The following is a 17551-nucleotide window of genomic DNA, read 5'->3' as shown; positions in this document are numbered from 1 at the left end:
TTCGCTGCATTACGGGCCTAGCAGTAGGTCAACGAAGCCTCACGGCTGGTGGCTAGGCAAGGTGCGCATTACTGTTAGACGCAGTCGCTGCGTGTCGCATCCTATTTATGGCTTATTTTTTAATGATTACAAAAACAAGGAATTCGTTGTAAAACATCAACCAACCCCATAAATTCTTTCATTTCGTTCCGGTAATGCCCAAGTCGAATCGGTTTGTCTGACGACAAGTTAAAATATATTTCGAAATCGGTGAGAAAAACTTTAGATAAACCTAGTCAAAGTAAGGTTAGATTCTCGATTTAATCGTAAAAAACGCATTTGTGGTATTTTTACTCAGTATACGATTTGCAAATCAATGAGTTGCTATCAAGAAAATCTTTTTTAATCTATAAAGCTTTTCACTTGGGACTGGGACCTTGTGAACACTTTATTCACGGCTTATCCCTAATCGCTGGTGAAATATAGCAATAATCAAAAAATTCAGCAATGGAAAGGCACAATTCTTCTTAAGTGTTGTACAATGGCCGCCGTTTTAAGCAGATGGCACATCATGAATACAGAATCTCCACAGCTACAGGTGCAGTTGATCACGATTGACGAAGACCACCTCGACCAACGAATCGACAATTTTTTAATCACAGTGCTCAAGGGCGTCCCTAAGAGCATGATTTACCGTATCGTCCGTAAGGGCGAGGTACGGGTGAATAAAAAACGCATTAAGCCCGAGTACAAATTGCAAATCGGTGATGTGGTTCGCGTGCCGCCGGTCAGAATGGCTGAGCAGGACAATCGCACCGCGCCTTCAGCAAACTTGAGTAGAGTGTCACAGCTTGAAGACCGTATTTTACATGAAGACAATCATCTGATTGTATTAAATAAACCTGCGGGGATTGCGGTGCATGGTGGCAGTGGCGTCGATTATGGTGTGATTGAAGCATTGCGTTCCTTACGTCCACAACAAAAGTTTTTAGAACTGGTTCACCGTCTCGATAAAGACACCTCGGGCGTGTTACTTGTGGCGAAAAAACGTAGTGCGCTTAAGCATATGCATGACCAACTGCGTTATAAAAAGATGCAGAAGGATTACTTGGCCTTAGTTAAAGGCGAGTGGTCGGCGCAGGATAAAGTGGTTAAACAACCACTGTTAAAGCTGACACTTAAGTCGGGCGAGCGTATCGTTCGAGTCAATGCCGAAGGTAAACCTTCTGAAACGCGTTTTAAAATTGTACAGCGTTATCAAGGTTGTACGCTTGTGCAAGCGAGTCCTGTGACAGGACGTACCCACCAAATTCGGGTGCATTGCCAATATATGGGACATCCTATCGCCTGTGATGAAAAATACAGCGAGCAGGCGTTCGATGACAGTATGCGCGCACTGGGTCTGACTCGACTGTTTTTACATGCGGCAGAGTTAATGTTTATTCATCCTGAAAACGATGAGGTGATGCGAGTCTCAGCGCCGCTTGATGATAATTTGCAGCAACTGCTAAGCAAGTTAAAGCGCGCTTAGTGTTTCTCTGCGCCTATTACCCACGTATAACCTGAGAGCGTGAAAGTGTCAGTGAGTCATTCAACCCAACGAAAATATGATTTAGTGATTTTTGATTGGGATGGCACGTTAATGGATTCCATCGGCAAGATTATTGTTTGCATTGAGAATATGGCAAGGGTGCTGGCGTTACCCGTGCCTTCAGAAGTGGATATTCGCAATGTGATTGGCTTGTCGATGACGCAGGCGTTACAGGTATTATTTCCCGTCGGTTTGACTTCAGGGCAGTCGTGTATCGGATGTGCAAGCAGTGCAACACAAGAAAATGCTGCTCAAGCGCTTGTAGGCACCGATGATTGCTATATGAAGATGCGCGCCGAGTTCAAGACGCAGTATTTGCACCTTGATACCACGCCAACGCCGATTTTTAACCAAGCCCCCCAATTACTCGAATCATTATCAACGGCTGGGTATCAACTTGCTGTCGCGACGGGTAAGGCGAGAGCAGGCTTAGTGCGCGTGTGGGAGCAATCTGGCTTAGGTCACTACTTTATCGCTTCTCGCTGCGCCGATGAGGCGCAGAGTAAACCTCATCCTGAAATGATCTTAAGTTTGCTGCAGGAGTTAGGCGTTCAGCCTGAACGAGCCTTGATGGTCGGAGACTCTTTGTTGGATTTGACCATGGCGGCGAATGCGGGGATTGATGCTGTGGGCGTAACTTACGGCGCACATAATGAAGCAATGCTCCAGCAAGCCAATCCCATCGGCATAATTGATTCCCCTGAAAAACTCTTGCTGCATTTATAGTGATGGACTCATTAGTGCAGATTAATGAGCACTGAAAACTTGTACCGTGAGTAATCCAAATGCTTTTTGAATCATTTGAGCAAGCGATATGGGCAAGTGTCATCTAGCTTGCCTATATCGAGCCGCACTTGTGTAATATCACCTTAATAACCGCTTTGCGCTAGTCGGCTAAGACATCGATTCCTTGATTGAGCAGCATTTCAGTTAACAGTATTAAGGGCAGCCCAATCAGGGTGTTAGGATCTCGGCCTTCTAAGCGATTAAACAAGGCAATCCCTAAGCCTTCACTCTTAAAGCTACCTGCACAATAAAAAGGTTGTTCTTTATCGACATAAGCAGCGATTTGCGCGGCCGTCAGCTGACGAAAATGCACGGTGAAAGGTTCGACCTGAGCCGTCATTTCTCCAGTCTTGGCATCATAGAGTGCAAGACCGGTATAAAAGATGATTGCTTTGCCCGAGGCTTGGCTGAGCTGCTTGATCGCATTGTCTCGATTTAATGGCTTACCAATAATCTTGCCGTCAATCACGGCGACCTGATCTGAGCCTATAATGAATCCACTCGGAAAATGATTTGCACCTGCCTCGGCCTTAGCTTTGGCGAGTCTTAAGACTAAGTCTTGGGCGGACTCATTTGCCATGGGGCTTTCATCAATATCCGGATTGCAAGTCTCAAAGGCTAAGCCTAACTTTTGTAATAGTGCTTGTCGGTAAACAGAGGTGGAAGCGAGGATTAACTGGGGCGTCATCGGTAAAAATCCATAAGAAAACCTGACTTATTGTCGCTAACCTGGCCGCTTGAATGCAAGCGAGTGGTGGCAGATAGCATGACTTTGGGACGGTAATCGGGGATTCTTACGATGAGTGCGGCTATTTTAGACGGCTTACGCTTGTGCGCCGCCCCGTGCTTGGGTAAAATTTCGCTTCCGTTAATTTCAATGTTGGGGCTAGAGAATCACTTAAGTCGCAAACTGGGACTTAAGTTAGAAATTTTTCTTTGACTCTAGCGTTTTCAAACTATAATATGCGCGCCTTATGCAAACAGTAAAGATACCGGTTTCAATTGATCCTTTTCGCGCCGCCTCGAGCCGTTCTACCTATGAGGGGATAGTGCCTGGGCAGCAATTGAGAAGATTAAATGAGTTATGTGCCGGCGACTGTTCCGATGTGGCAGTGTCGATTGAATGTGGCGTAGATTTGCAGGGGATAGTCTACCTGAAAGGGAAGGCTGTGACGGAGCTCACTCTGGTTTGTCAACGTTGCATGACGCTATTTACCACTGAGGTTACGGTCGAGTTTTGCTTCGGTCCATGCCGGACTAAGGCAGAAATCGATGAGCTCCCGGATGCGTATGACCCAATTGAGTGCAATGAGATTGGCGAAGTACGTCTGCATCAATTGATCGAAGATGAATTGATAGTCGCTATGCCTATCATCCCGATGCATGAAGAAACTGATTGCAACACCGGGTCAATGGACATAGTTGTAGGCGAGATCGAACCCGCTCAAGAGGAGCGTCCAAATCCGTTTGCAGTGTTAGAAAAACTGAAGAGCAAGTAATCTAGGAGACAGGGCCAATGGCTGTACAACAGAATAAAAAATCTCGTTCTAAGCGCGGTATGCGCCGTTCACATGACGCACTGAGCACTGCTCAGCTGTCTGTTGACGCTACCAGCGGTGAAGTCCATATGCGTCACAACGTGACTGCTGATGGTTTCTATCGCGGTAAAAAGGTAATCAACAAGTAATTTGTTGGTTTCCTAATGACGAGTCTGACGCTCGCGTTAGATGCGATGGGTGGCGATCATGGCCCCCACGTCACGGTGCCTGCAGCCTTGCGGGCACTAAAATCTCACTCTTCTCTTAAAATCATTTTAGTCGGCGATAAGACTGAAATTGATGTCTATCTGCGTCAAGCAGAACAACCGTTACTCTCACGTATTGAAGTCATTCACACCGATGAAGTGGTGAGCATGTCCGATAGACCCGTGCACGCTTTGCGTACCCGCAAGAATAGTTCGATGCGCTTGTCGATTGAACTGGTGCGTGATGGACGAGCGGCGGCGTGTGTGAGTGCGGGCAATACTGGTGCCTTAATGGCCATGGCCAAGGTGTTATTAAAAACCTTGCCCGGCGTAGACAGACCCGCGTTGGTCAGTTGCTTACCCTCGGTCACGCAAAAGCCAGTTTATTTATTGGACTTAGGTGCCAATATCTCCTGCGATTCAGAAACGCTTTTCCAATTTGCCGTGATGGGCTCTGTGCTGTGTGAGGCGGTGGATAAAAAATCCCGCCCTAAAGTTGCACTCCTTAATGTGGGTACAGAAGAAATCAAAGGCAACGATCAGGTTCAACAAGCGGCGCAAATACTGCAAAACACCGATCAGATTAATTACACCGGCTTTATCGAAGGTGATGAAATCTACTTGGGCAATGTGGATGTGATCGTTTGTGACGGTTTTGTGGGTAACATCACGCTCAAAACCTCTGAAGGCATTGCCAAGTTATTGGTTCATCAGTTAAAACGTGGCCTAACCCAAGGTTTCTTCGTGCGTTTTTTGGCAAAACTCATCGCCCCACGCATTCAGGCGGTCCTCAGCCAGATGAACCCCGACCACTATAATGGTGCAAGTCTGATAGGATTGCGCGGCATAGTTGTAAAGAGCCATGGAAATGCGGATGAAACTGCCTATTTACAAGCAATTAGTTTGGCAGTGACTGAAGCGCAACGTCGACTCCCCGAAATGATAAAAGATCGTTTGGAGTCGATTCTTTTAGATATAAATAACTGATTCCTCCTTATGCATACAAAAATTCTCGGAACTGGTAGTTATCTGCCAGTGCAGGTGCGTAGCAATCAAGATTTGGAAAAAATGGTGGAAACCAGTGACCAATGGATTGTTGAACGTACAGGTATTTCAGAGCGTCGTATCGCGGCGCAAGACGAAACTGTCTCAACTATGGGCTATCAGGCGGCATTAAAGGCGCTCGAAATGGCCGGCATAGAAGCATCAGAGTTAGATATGATCATTTGTGGCACCACCAGTGCGGCAAATGCGTTCCCTGCGGCGGCCTGCGAAATCCAAGCCATGCTCGGCGTACATACCATTCCTGCCTTTGATATTGCGGCGGCTTGTTCAGGTTTCGTGTATGCCTTATCCGTGGCAGATCAATTCGTTAAAAATGGTACCGCGAAAAAAGTATTAGTGATTGGTGCTGACGTATTATCCCGTCTGTGTGAGCCTGAAGACCGTACTACTATCATTCTGTTTGGGGATGGTGCAGGTGCTGCGGTTATCGGCGCCTCCGATGAGCCAGGGATTATTTCAACACACATTTATGCCGATGGTCGCCAAGGTGACTTACTCAAGTGCGCCTTCCCACCTCGTCAGGGGGAGACCTCTGAAGCGGTTGGCTTTATGACCATGAAAGGTAATGACGTCTTTAAAGTGGCGGTGACTCAGTTATCCCATGTTGTTACTGAAACATTGCGCCTGAATAATATCGATAAGTCGGAAATCGACTGGTTGGTTCCCCATCAGGCTAACTTCCGCATTATTAATGCCACAGCGAAAAAGCTAGACATGAGCTTAGATAAAGTGGTGTTAACCCTTGCTAAACACGGTAATACCTCGGCGGCATCGGTACCTATTGCCTTAGACGAAGCTGTGCGTGATGGCCGGATCCAACGTGGCCAGCTATTGCTGCTTGAAGCCTTCGGTGCCGGTTTTGCGTGGGGCAGTGCGCTCGTCCGTTTTTAACCGTATCTGTATACGACTAAATTCCTAACTATCGTTATCTTGGTTTGCTGTCCAAGATAACGGTTTAGTGTTCAATAAATTAAGTTCGCCATAGGTAATTTGATATGGAAAATGTAGCTTTTGTATTCCCAGGCCAAGGTTCACAGGCTCTAGGCATGTTAGCCGAGCTGGCTGGTGCACAGCCGATTGTGGGACAAACCTTTGCCGAAGCGAGTGAGGTGTTAGGGTATGATCTGTGGGCATTAGTGCAAGACGGCCCCGCAGAAACCTTAAATGAAACCGATAAAACCCAGCCTGCTTTATTAGCGGCAAGTGTGGCCATTTGGCGCGCTTACGTTGCTTCAGGTAAAGCTATGCCTGCAATGTTAGCGGGTCACAGCCTAGGCGAATATTCTGCATTAGTTTGTGCTGGTGTCATCGACTTTAAAGATGCGATCAAACTGGTTGAGCTACGTGGTCAACTGATGCAGCAAGCCGTGCCAGCGGGTACTGGCGCTATGTACGCGATTATCGGTCTTGATAATGACGGTATTGCTAATGCGTGTATTGAAGCAGCCCAAGACGAAGTGGTGAGCCCAGTTAACTTCAACAGCCCAGGCCAAGTGGTTATCGCCGGTCAAAAAGAAGCGGTTGAACGTGCAGCTGCTGCCTGTAAAGCGGCGGGCGCCAAAATGGCGGTTGCTCTGCCTGTCAGCGTGCCATCACACTGCGCATTAATGAAACCTGCTGCTGATAAATTAGCGGTAGCTTTAAATGATGTGCAGTTTAATGCGCCAAGCATCACTGTTATCAATAACGTAGATGTGGCATCACCCACTGCGGTTGCCGACATTAAAGATGCGCTGGTTCGTCAACTGTATTGCCCAGTACGCTGGAGCGAAACCGTTGAATTAATGGCCGAAAAAGGTATTACACAGTTAGTTGAGTGTGGTCCTGGTAAAGTATTGACAGGTCTTGCGAAACGCATTAATAAATCTCTTTCTGCCCAAGCAGTTAATGACGTTGCATCCCTTGCCGCGTTAACTGAATAAGGAGTTTGTATGAGTATCAATCTGAGTTTAGCGGGCAAAGTTGCCTTAGTGACAGGCGCGAGCCGTGGTATCGGCCGTGCGATTGCTGAAACCTTAGTCGAAGCCGGTGCGATTGTGGTAGGAACTGCCACAAGTGAGAAGGGCGCCGCAGCAATTCAAGAATATCTGGGTGACAAAGGTTTTGGTTTAGTGCTTAATGTTACCGATAGTCAATCCGTCACCGATTTATTCGATTCGATCAAAGAAAAAGCGGGTGATGTTGATATTCTAGTCAACAACGCGGGTATCACCCGTGATAACTTGCTGATGCGAATGAAAGATGATGAATGGAACGATATCATCGATACCAACCTGACATCATTGTTCAGACTATCAAAACCTGTGATGCGTACCATGATGAAAAAGCGCTTCGGCCGGATCATCAATATCGGTTCAGTGGTAGGCACTATGGGCAATGCAGGTCAAGTTAACTACTCGGCAGCAAAAGCTGGTTTGATCGGATTTACAAAATCTCTTGCAAGAGAGGTTGCATCTCGTCAAATTACAGTTAATGCTATCGCTCCTGGATTTATCCAGACCGATATGACTGATGAGCTGACCGAAGATCAGCAAAAAGCTATCATGTCTCAGGTTCCGATGGAACGATTAGGGCAAGCGCAAGAAATTGCCAATGCCGTACTCTTCTTGGCGTCGGATTCTGCCGCTTATATCACAGGCGAGACTTTGCATGTGAATGGCGGAATGTACATGGTTTAAGGGCGGATGGCAGGGATACTGTCGCAACTGAGTAGTGATCTGTATCAATTGGTCGCTAAATTTCGTGGTTAGACCACGAAAACTAAGCTTGCATTGTCAGCCAAATCTAATAAACTACTCGCAATCTTACGCAAGTGCGTAATTTGAATAGGAAAGAAAACTAATGAGCAACATCGAAGAACGTGTAAAGAAAATCATTGTAGAGCAACTGGGCGTAAAGAAGAAGACGTTAAACCAGCGGCATCTTTCGTTGACGATCTGGGTGCAGATTCTCTGGACACTGTTGAGTTGGTTATGGCTCTGGAAGAAGAGTTTGATACCGAGATCCCTGATGAAGAAGCTGAAAAGATCACTACTGTTCAAGCAGCGATCGATTACGTTTCTAAGAATCAGTAATTCTGAATTCTAGAGAACAGGCGGCAAATATGCCGCCTGTTTTTGTTTTAGCCCCGCCCAATTCTGCAATAGTGCCATTCAATCGTCTCTGGAACCTGTGTTGCATTTGTCCATGAGATGCTCGCCGCAGATTGGCGAAGATTCTTTATGATAGAAACACCATTATCTGTCATAACCTTATCTATTTAGCATTAAAAGGTGACTGCCGTGTCTAAACGTCGTGTAGTGGTAACCGGTTTAGGGTTAGTAACTCCCGTGGGTAATACTGTCGATACTACTTGGAAGGCGCTGCTTTCGGGTAAGAGTGGTATTGCACCTATAACCAAATTTGATGCCAGCGAATTCACCACTCGTTTCAGTGGTTCTGTAAAAGATTTTGATGTTGAGCAGTACTTAACCAAAAAAGACGCCCGTAAAATGGACCTCTTTATTCAATATGGTATGGCTGCTGGCATCCAAGCTATCCAAGACTCGGGTCTGGATATGAGCAAAGAAAACCCAGGCCGCGTCGGTACCGCAATAGGTGCGGGCATGGGCGGTATGTGGTTGATTGAACAAAACCACAGCGCGCTATTAAGCGGTGGCCCTCGTAAAATTTCGCCTTTCTTCGTGCCAAGCACCATCATCAACATGATTGCTGGCCATTTATCGATTATGTACGGTATGACTGGGCCTAACTTTGCCGTCACGACCGCTTGTACTACCGGTGTGCACAACATTGGTTTTGCGGCGCGTACCATTGCCTATGGCGATGCTGATGTGATGATCGCAGGCGGCGCCGAAGATGTGACTTGTCCATTAGGCGTAGGTGGTTTTGGCGCGGCCAAAGCCCTATCAACCCGTAATGATGACCCAACGGCGGCCAGCCGTCCGTGGGACAAAGACCGTGATGGTTTCGTCATCGGTGATGGCGCGGGTGTGATGGTGATGGAAGAATACGAACATGCTAAGGCGCGCGGTGCGACCATTTATGGCGAACTTGTTGGCTTTGGTATGAGCGGTGATGCGTTCCACATGACATCGCCTCCAAGCGATGGTGCGGGCGCTGCTGCGGCTATGGTTAATGCGGTGAATGATGCCAAGCTGTCATTTGAAAAAATTGGTTATATCAATGCGCACGGTACTTCAACGCCAGCGGGCGATAAAGCCGAAGCGGCAGCGGTGAAATCTGTATTTGGCGACCACGCTTATAATCTGCTAGTTAGTTCGACTAAGTCTATGACGGGTCACTTGCTGGGCGCTGCGGGTGCGGTTGAAGCGATTTTCACTTTGCTTGCGCTGCGCGATCAAGCCGTACCGCCGACCATCAACCTCGATAATCCAGACGAAGGTTGTGATTTAGACTTCGTGGCACACACTGCCCGCGATGTGAAGTTAGAGTATGCTCTGTGTAACTCCTTCGGTTTTGGTGGCACTAACGGTTCATTGCTGTTTAAGAAAGTCTAAACAGCGATTAGCCCGATAAAAAAATGCGCCTATGGGCGCATTTTTTTTATGCTCGAATTGTGCCGGATATCACTTTCTAACATGCTGATATCCTAAGGGTTAACCTTTGTTCATCCTACTTGTTTAATCTTACTTGGCGCCGATAATGACAGGCATATTCTATTTAAAAGGAAGCTTGTCATGCTAAACCCTCTGGTGATCCCGCTTGTGCCTATCGTTGGGGCGGTAACCGCTAATTTAACCGAATTAATTCGTGGTGAATCTAAAGCTTGGCATCCTAATATGGATATCGGCATGAAGACCTTCACCTTTGCGATTGCGGCATATGTGCTGGTGTGGTTCGCCTTATTGGTGACTGCCATCAGCGTCGGTGGTAACAACCATTTATCGTCGGGATTTGAAGTGATTGGGCTGTTTCTATTTGGACTTGGGCTTTATACCTTTGGTAAGGGGACTCGCTTTGTCAGCAGCCAATTACAGCTGTGGTTGTATCGCTTAGCGTTGCCGGGATTATTACTCTCCTGTGGGCTGATAAGCTACTTTGGCTAAATCGGTTATCTTCACGAAGGCAATCGCAATTATCTTTACGCTATTGACCATTTCTATCGTAAACTCAACTTATTGCAAAATCATTGAGCCACAGAGGCTGAATAAGTTGAGGTTATATGGCTGGTATCGATAGACAAATTACCCTGAGATTTTTGTCTGAGCCTGCGGATGTGAATTTTGGTGGTAAGGTTCACGGTGGCGCTGTGATGAAATGGATTGACCTTGCGGCCTATGCCTGCGCAGCAGGTTGGAGTGGTAAATATTGCATTACCGCCTATGCGGGGGGGATCCGATTTGTACAACCGATCCTAGTGGGCAATATTGTTGAAGTCAGCGCTAAGGTGATTTATACCGGCAAGACCTCGATGCATATCGGGATTGATGTACGGGCAGGGGATCCTAAGATCTCTGAGCGCCATCTCACGACTCATTGTATCGTTATCATGGTTGCCGTGGATGAAAACGGACAACCGACACCCGTGCCTGAATGGGTGCCGCAGACTGAGCATGATATTCATCTGCGTGATTCTGCGCTGCGCTTAATGGAAATGCGCAAGAAAATTGGCGCCGAAATGGAAGCTCACGTGCAAAAGTGATTTTGGCTCGTGATAAAAAGCAAAGGCGCCAATGTGCGCCTTTGTTGTTTCTGTCGAACACTGCGTTTGCTGCCGAGGGCATTTTTACTCTGACGCTTGCCTAAGCGAGTGCTACACTGCCGCCAGCGTTTTTTGCTACGGATTGACCCTTTAAGTTGAAACACTTGCTCGCATTTTTTTAGTTTAGGTCGGGTCTTTCTCGGAGTAACATAAGCGCGCGTTCTGCGTGTCGTTAGTCCATTGTTGTCAATTCAGTGTTTTCAATAGAGTGATGCTAATGAACGCAGTACAAATGTGTGGTGTAAAACGTTTCACCTTGTTTATCAATTAAAGGAATTCCTCATGGCAAAAGTCGCATTTATTGGTTTAGGCGTAATGGGTTACCCCATGGCAAGACACTTACTCAACAAGGGCCATGAGGTTACTGTGTATAACCGCACTTTTGCCAAGGCACAAACCTGGGTCGAGAACTACGGCGGTCGTTGCTGCCCAACGCCTAAAGAAGCGGCTATTGGCCAAGATATTGTTTTTACCTGCGTAGGCAACGATAACGACTTGCGTGAAGTGGTATTAGGCAATGATGGCGTGGTCCATGGCATGGCGCCAGGTACAGTACTAGTTGACCATACGACGGCTTCTGCCGATGTGGCCCGTGAATTACATAAAGTGCTGGCCGAAAAAGGCGTCGATTTTCTCGATGCGCCTGTATCGGGTGGCCAAGCTGGCGCCGAAAATGGCGTACTGACCGTGATGGTCGGGGGTGATCAAGCCGTATTCGAGCGTGTTAAGCCCGTTATCGAAGCGTTTGCGCGCTGCGCAGAGCGTTTAGGTGAGGTTGGTGCAGGCCAGCTCACTAAGATGGTCAACCAAATTTGTATCGCAGGTGTGGTTCAAGGCCTTGCCGAAGCACTGCAATTTGCCCGTAAGGCTGGTCTTGACGGTGAAAAAGTGGTTGAGGTGATCAGTAAAGGCGCGGCGCAAAGCTGGCAGATGGAAAATCGCTACAAAACCATGTGGGGCCAAAGCTATGATTTTGGTTTTGCCGTCGATTGGATGCGTAAGGATTTAGGCATTGCCCTAGAAGAAGCTCGCCGCAATGGCTCGCACTTACCCTTAACCGCGCTAGTGGATCAGTTTTACTCCGAAGTTCAAGCCATGGGCGGCAATCGTTGGGATACCTCAAGCTTGTTAGCGCGTTTTGAGAAAAGCACTAAGTAGGTTGTTGCCTAATAGATGGCCATCATAAACTTGATGGCATAAAAAAGCCCAGTCATGCACTGGGCTTTTTCACTGATGGGGTGATAAAGACCGATTAGTCTGCCCAGCGAATATGGGTAACTAAACTGTGACTCTCGCCGGGAGCCAGCGTTAATTTATCTTCAAGCACATTGGCGGCTTCCAGACACACCATGGTCAGATAGTCATCGTCATTAAAGCGGGCAAGGCGAGTCGATTTTTCAATCCAAGGGTTCCACAGCACGGCCGAGTGGCTATTTTCGCGGCTCACTTCAATCACACCTTGGGGCGTATATAAGTGTTGTACTGGGCCTAGCTTGGTGTAAACGCGGTCGGTTTCGCGGTCAAATAGCACATCATCTGTCGTTTGCGGATAAGGCCCCTCGGCAAACTCAATATATTGAGCGCCACTAAAACCAGTGGCTTTAAGCTGGTGAATATCTTCAATCGGAAAATAGCTGTGTAGTGCTTGGGTGAGCGTAACGGGCACATCGCCAAGGTTAGTATTAACTAAGCTGATACTTAAGGTTTCACCTAAGGTAAAGAGCACGTTGACTTGGGTATGGTGCGGCCAAAAGACCTTGTCTTCTTCGCTGATGGTTAAGCTAAAACGTAAATCCACCAGTTGATTCCGCATCTCAACTGACTCGAGTGTCCAAATACGGGTGCGGGCAAAACCATGTTGTGGAAAATTAGCTTGATTGCTCATGCCAAACCAAGGCCAGCAGACGGGTACACCGCCACGGATCCCATTACCGGGTTGATAGTCATCCGCCGAAGACACCCATAACAAGGGCGGCTTACCTACGGGTTGAAAATGGTCGATTTGTGCGCCCTGTAAAAAAATCCTTGCTTGGCATAACGCAGTGTTTACTTCGACATAATCGAGCCCGTTTGCGTGTTTTTTGGTGGTAACAGAACCCATAGTAACAATATCCTCAACCTGATGACATATCAGCAATACAGACACTTAGCTTACAAACTTTTGCACTTGAGCATAAGCCTTTGTTGCGATCAATTTACGGTTTCGCTGTTCGATTGTGTAAACAAAAGTCACTGTACAGAGGCTCAGATGCTTCCTTTTTCAACAGATTTAGCTAAAGTGGTCAGAGCACTTAGTCCATTGCCATAAAACAAGAAAGGGAAGCGATTATGCCAGTCTATCAAGCACCACTACGTGACTATCAATTTATCCTCGATGAAATGTTGCATATTTATCAGCAAGATGCTCTTAAAGGCTTCGATGAAATCGACCCCGATCTGGTCGATGCCATCCTGCAAGGTATGGCGGATTTTAGTACTGAGGTGATGTTGCCGTTAAATAGCGTGGGGGATGTGCAGGGGTGCAAACTCGTTGATGGCAAAGTGGTTACCCCAGAAGGTTTTGCCGACGCCTATCAGCAGTTTGTCGACAATGGATGGCCGACACTGACCTGCGATCCCGCCTATGGTGGTCAAGGACTGCCCGAAGTGGTCGGGATTTTTGCGACCGAGATGCAAACCTCGACCAACATGGCCTTTGCCATGTATCCCGGCCTTACCCATGGCGCCTATTCGGCCATTCACGCCCACGGCAGTGAGGCACTTAAACAGAAATATTTAGCCAAATTAGTGAGTGGTGAATGGACTGGCACCATGAACCTCACCGAATCCCATGCCGGAACCGATTTAGCGCTACTGCGCACTAAGGCCGTTCCCACGGCGGACGGCTACTTTGCCATCACTGGGGAGAAGATTTTTATTTCCTCGGGCGACCATCAATTTACCGATAACATAGTGCATCTGGTACTCGCCCGTTTACCCGACGCGCCCGAAGGTGTGAAGGGGATTTCGCTGTTTGCCGTGCCCAAAGTGTTAGTGAACAGTGATGGCAGTTTAGGTGAGGCGAACAGCCTCTATGCTAGCGGCCTTGAGCACAAAATGGGGATCCACGGCAACTCAACCTGCGTGATGGTATTTGAGGGGGCACTCGGTGAGTTAGTCGGCGAACCCCACCAAGGTCTGCGCGCCATGTTTACCATGATGAACCAAGCACGCTTAGGTGTTGGGATGCAGGGGTTAGGCGTGTCCGAAATCGCCTATCAAAGCGCCTTGGCCTACGCCAAGGACAGATTGCAGAGCCGCGCCATTAGTGGGGCTAAGGCGCCCGAAAAAGCCGCCGATCCGATTTTGGTGCACGGTGATGTGCGCCGGATGTTGTTATCGCAAAAAGCCTTTAACGAAGGTGCCCGTGCACTCGTTGGCCAGCAGGCGCTGTGGCTCGATGAGGCAGAGCGCCATAGCGATCCTGCCAAAGCAAAAGTGGCTGCCCAATTAGCGGCGTTATTTACCCCTGTGGTGAAAGGCTTTATCACAAACCGTGGTTTTAACGCCTGTGTGGATGCACAGCAAGTATTTGGCGGCCATGGCTATATCCACGAGTGGGGCATGGAGCAATTCGTGCGTGATAGCCGTATCGCTTTGATTTATGAAGGCACAAATGGCATTCAGGCGCTCGATTTAGTTGGGCGTAAGCTGCTGAGCGATCGCGGCGCCGCCATGCAGCAATGGTCTGCGCTAGTGACTGAGTTTATTCAATCACAGGGCAAAGATCCGCAAATGCAGCCCTATATCAGTGGGCTAATGGATTGCGCCACCGATTTACAAAAGGCGAGCGGTTATTTAGCGACCCATGCGGCTAGCAATCCCGACATTATCGGCGCGGCATCGATGGCGTATCTCGAGTTATTTGGCATTACTGCCCTTGCCTGGATGTGGGCGCGTATGGCGAAGATTGCCCTGACTGCACTCGAAAATGGCACGCAAGAGTCCAATTTTTACCAAGCTAAACTGAAAACGGCGGACTTTTATATGGCGTATTGGGCCGTGCAGAGCCGCAGTCTGCGTAAACAGTTGGAGCAGGCGAGTGAGATGTTAACCACGCTCGATGAGGCGATTTTTTAAGTTTACCTTCAAAGTGTTACAACCAGTCAAAGCCAGCAGCGTGATGCTGGCTTTTTTATTAAGATGGCTTTTATTAAGCGCCATTCAGTAAGAGCTATGCACTAAGATCCATTCACTAGGAGCCATGCCGTTACATCCATACATTACGAGTGGACTCTCTTTACAATTGTTACAAATCCCGACCGATGTAAATTTAAATGAGAATTATTGTCATCTAATAATCAAACTTTATAATGACGGCACATTTTAGATGACATGGGTAAACCACAGGTTTGCTCAAGGTTGGGGGACTTTGTGAAATCACGTTTTGCCTATTCAATACTAACGCTTGCCCTGATGCCGCATTTGGTCTTTGCGGCTGCGCCTAACGCTCAAGAGCGTCAACCCGAACAAGAAAGTGTTTCAACGGCACAAGCCGCTATACAAACCAACACACAGGCCGAAGCACAAGCTGAGACTAAGGCGCCAGAGCGCATTGTTGTGCGCGGTCGCGCCATGCAAATGTATGTCGATAAAGAGACGGAAATCGGCACTAAAACGGCCATCAATGTGATGGAGCTGCCGCAGTCAGTACAAGTGCTGACCGAGCAACTGATTGACGATCAAGCCGCCCGCAATATTACTGACTTATACCGCTCCATTGCCGGTGTCAGTGAATTTAGCTATTCCGGCGTGACCTTTCGTGGCTTTCGCGACGATGCCAACGTGTTTTACGATGGCGTGCGTGGCGACCCGTATTCGGGATTTTCGGTGCCACAACTGTTCAACGTACAGCGGGTTGAAGTATTAAAAGGCCCTGCATCGGCACTCTATGGCGGTGGCGAACCCGGCGGCATGATTAACTATGTCACCAAAAAACCAACCTTTGTCGAGCGTAAAGAGCTCACCCTAAGCACGGGCAGCTACGACATGATGGGCGGCTCGCTGGATTTCACCGGCGGCTTAACCGAGGATTTAGCCTATCGATTGGGAGGCTATTATCAACAGGAAGATAGCTTCCGTAACAATGCCGATAGTTTAAATGCCGAAGTAGCAGGTGGCTTACTGTATGAAATCAGTGACGATACTAAGCTGACCACCACATTCGATCTGATAAGACAGGACTTGGGCGGTAATCGACTCCGTGGTGTACCCGTGGATGATGCGGGGAATTTCCTCGTTGACCCTTCCTACAATGCCAACGAGAAGAGCGACTTCCAGAAAATGGATGCCTTGGTGCTGCAAGCGATTCTCGATCATCAATTTAGTGATGATTTTTCGGTAAAAACTCAAATTCGTTATCTGAATAATGAATCCGATCAGCAATATCACGAATCCCGTGGCTGGGTCGATGTGAACGGTGATGGTAAGGCAAACAGCGCAGATGGCACCATCAAACGTGAATATCGTGTCCAATCCCGTGCCAATGACGAAATCAGTTTAACCAACGATTTTGTCTATCGCTTTAATGCCTTAGGTTTTGAACATGAGTTCCTGTTTGGTGGTGATTATCACTATGTCGAAACCGAATACCATTACAAGTTGGCGACCAGCAAGGAAGGCGTGGGTAATCTCTATATCTTTGAGCTGAATTACGGTGAAACAAATCCGAGTACTTACCAATTAAAAGACATGGATACCGACGGTACCCGCTCCAACCGTTTTGGCCTTTATCTGCAAGAACATCTGCATTTCAACGAGCAGTGGTCTTTAATTGCGGGTCTACGCTTTAGCCAGTTTGATGATTACGACAAAAAGACCGGATTCTCCTTTAGCGATAATGCCATTACCCCAAGGGCTGGGCTGAATTATCGTCCAATCGAATCTATGTCTTTCTATCTGAACTACTCAGAGAGTTTCAATCCGGCATCATTGTCGGATCAAGAGAGTATTAAAAGTGACGGCGCACTCGATCCCGAAACCGGTAATCAAATAGAGCTTGGGATGAAAAACGAGTGGCTTGATGGCCAGTTTATGACCACGCTCGCACTCTATCGTATTGAAAAACAAAATGTGGCCCAGGCAAACCCTCTAGATACCGGCGATGACGATGGTATTCCTAACTTAGTCAATTTAGGCGAAGTACGTAGCCAAGGGGTAGAATGGACGCTGGTGGGGGATCTTACGGATAACCTTACCGTAACGGCCAACTATGCCTATAACGATACCCAAGTGATTAAAGGCGTGATCAACGACAGCCTAACCAACACCTTTGGTGACGGCAAACATTTTGCCAATGCGCCGCGTCATCAAGCGGGGCTGTGGACACGTTACGATATTCAAGCGATTGATTCGGCCATTGCTTTTGGGATGGACTATGTGGGCGAGCAATTTAGCCTCAATGGTCAAACGGTGAAACCCCATACAGTGTTTGATATGAGCTGGACGACCCAATGGGACCAAACCCAAGTGCGCTTAAATCTGAAGAATATCTTCGACAAGGAATATGCTGTTAGCGGATTTAGTGAGCGCAATGGCCATTTCCCCGGTGAGCCACGTAATGTCACCTTGGAGTTGACCCATAAGTTCTAGGGTAAAGCTTCCAAGTGTCATCTATGCCCGC

16 protein-coding genes and 1 pseudogene are annotated in these 17551 nt (G+C 47.8%); 15 read left to right on the top strand and 2 right to left on the bottom strand.

Features of this window, described 5'->3' with window-relative positions:
- Positions 1-550 precede the first annotated feature (550 nt).
- Together rluC and SHEWANA3_RS13525 are read left to right on the top strand one after the other, a co-directional pair.
- The gene (rluC, locus tag SHEWANA3_RS13530; RefSeq protein ID WP_041413077.1) at positions 551-1510 is read left to right on the top strand and encodes a 23S rRNA pseudouridine(955/2504/2580) synthase RluC; all 960 of its coding nucleotides are present in this window, start codon (positions 551-553) and stop codon (positions 1508-1510) included.
- 39 nt (positions 1511-1549) lie between these two features.
- Positions 1550-2296, top strand: a complete 747-nt coding sequence (locus SHEWANA3_RS13525) for an HAD-IA family hydrolase (protein ID WP_041412670.1) — start codon at positions 1550-1552, stop codon at positions 2294-2296.
- Between the two features lie 160 nt (positions 2297-2456).
- Here the strand turns inward: SHEWANA3_RS13525 and SHEWANA3_RS13520 are convergent, their stop codons facing one another.
- Positions 2457-3044: a nucleoside triphosphate pyrophosphatase gene (locus SHEWANA3_RS13520; protein WP_011717466.1), complete on the bottom strand. Its 588-nt coding sequence runs from the start codon at positions 3042-3044 to the stop codon at positions 2457-2459.
- A 286-nt stretch (positions 3045-3330) separates the two neighbouring features.
- Between SHEWANA3_RS13520 and yceD the strand changes: the two genes are divergently transcribed.
- From yceD to SHEWANA3_RS13465, 11 genes and pseudogenes are all read left to right on the top strand, one after another.
- Positions 3331-3855, top strand: coding sequence for a 23S rRNA accumulation protein YceD (yceD, locus tag SHEWANA3_RS13515; protein WP_011717465.1), 525 nt, complete (start codon positions 3331-3333; stop codon positions 3853-3855).
- 17 nt (positions 3856-3872) lie between these two features.
- Positions 3873-4043 carry a 50S ribosomal protein L32 gene (gene rpmF / locus SHEWANA3_RS13510; protein ID WP_011072715.1) on the top strand — a complete coding sequence of 57 codons (171 nt, stop codon included), beginning with the start codon at positions 3873-3875 and terminating at the stop codon, positions 4041-4043.
- A 15-nt stretch (positions 4044-4058) separates the two neighbouring features.
- Entirely contained in the window at positions 4059-5087 is a 1029-nt protein-coding gene (plsX, locus tag SHEWANA3_RS13505) for a phosphate acyltransferase PlsX (protein ID WP_011717464.1), read from the top strand.
- Positions 5088-5096: 9 nt separating this feature from the next.
- Positions 5097-6056: a beta-ketoacyl-ACP synthase III gene (locus tag SHEWANA3_RS13500; RefSeq protein WP_011626536.1), complete on the top strand. Its 960-nt coding sequence runs from the start codon at positions 5097-5099 to the stop codon at positions 6054-6056.
- A gap of 104 nt (positions 6057-6160) precedes the next feature.
- Complete coding sequence (gene fabD, locus SHEWANA3_RS13495; RefSeq protein ID WP_011717463.1) at positions 6161-7087, top strand: ACP S-malonyltransferase; 927 nt, start codon at positions 6161-6163, stop codon at positions 7085-7087.
- A 9-nt stretch (positions 7088-7096) separates the two neighbouring features.
- The gene (gene fabG / locus SHEWANA3_RS13490; RefSeq protein WP_011623152.1) at positions 7097-7843 is read left to right on the top strand and encodes a 3-oxoacyl-ACP reductase FabG; all 747 of its coding nucleotides are present in this window, start codon (positions 7097-7099) and stop codon (positions 7841-7843) included.
- Between the two features lie 163 nt (positions 7844-8006).
- A pseudogene (gene acpP / locus SHEWANA3_RS13485) lies at positions 8007-8239 on the top strand (acyl carrier protein).
- A gap of 207 nt (positions 8240-8446) precedes the next feature.
- Positions 8447-9685 (top strand): beta-ketoacyl-ACP synthase II, encoded by a 1239-nt coding sequence (gene fabF, locus SHEWANA3_RS13480; RefSeq protein ID WP_011717462.1) that lies wholly within the window; start codon positions 8447-8449, stop codon positions 9683-9685.
- Between the two features lie 180 nt (positions 9686-9865).
- Positions 9866-10234 (top strand): hypothetical protein, encoded by a 369-nt coding sequence (locus SHEWANA3_RS13475; RefSeq protein ID WP_011623150.1) that lies wholly within the window; start codon positions 9866-9868, stop codon positions 10232-10234.
- 116 nt (positions 10235-10350) lie between these two features.
- Positions 10351-10830: an acyl-CoA thioesterase gene (locus SHEWANA3_RS13470; RefSeq protein WP_011717461.1), complete on the top strand. Its 480-nt coding sequence runs from the start codon at positions 10351-10353 to the stop codon at positions 10828-10830.
- A gap of 342 nt (positions 10831-11172) precedes the next feature.
- Positions 11173-12048 (top strand): NAD(P)-dependent oxidoreductase, encoded by an 876-nt coding sequence (locus SHEWANA3_RS13465; protein ID WP_011717460.1) that lies wholly within the window; start codon positions 11173-11175, stop codon positions 12046-12048.
- 94 nt (positions 12049-12142) lie between these two features.
- Here SHEWANA3_RS13465 and SHEWANA3_RS13460 read toward each other — a convergent pair whose 3' ends face one another.
- The gene (locus SHEWANA3_RS13460; RefSeq protein WP_011717459.1) at positions 12143-12991 is read right to left on the bottom strand and encodes a D-hexose-6-phosphate mutarotase; all 849 of its coding nucleotides are present in this window, start codon (positions 12989-12991) and stop codon (positions 12143-12145) included.
- Between the two features lie 227 nt (positions 12992-13218).
- Between SHEWANA3_RS13460 and SHEWANA3_RS13455 the strand changes: the two genes are divergently transcribed.
- Complete coding sequence (locus SHEWANA3_RS13455) at positions 13219-15009, top strand: acyl-CoA dehydrogenase C-terminal domain-containing protein (protein WP_011717458.1); 1791 nt, start codon at positions 13219-13221, stop codon at positions 15007-15009.
- A gap of 294 nt (positions 15010-15303) precedes the next feature.
- Positions 15304-17520 carry a TonB-dependent siderophore receptor gene (locus SHEWANA3_RS13450; protein WP_011717457.1) on the top strand — a complete coding sequence of 739 codons (2217 nt, stop codon included), beginning with the start codon at positions 15304-15306 and terminating at the stop codon, positions 17518-17520.
- Positions 17521-17551 lie beyond the last annotated feature (31 nt).

It is taken from the genome of Shewanella sp. ANA-3, from assembly GCF_000203935.1.
Taxonomy (GTDB): domain Bacteria; phylum Pseudomonadota; class Gammaproteobacteria; order Enterobacterales; family Shewanellaceae; genus Shewanella.
This window is presented reverse-complemented; position numbering and strand designations above follow the sequence as displayed.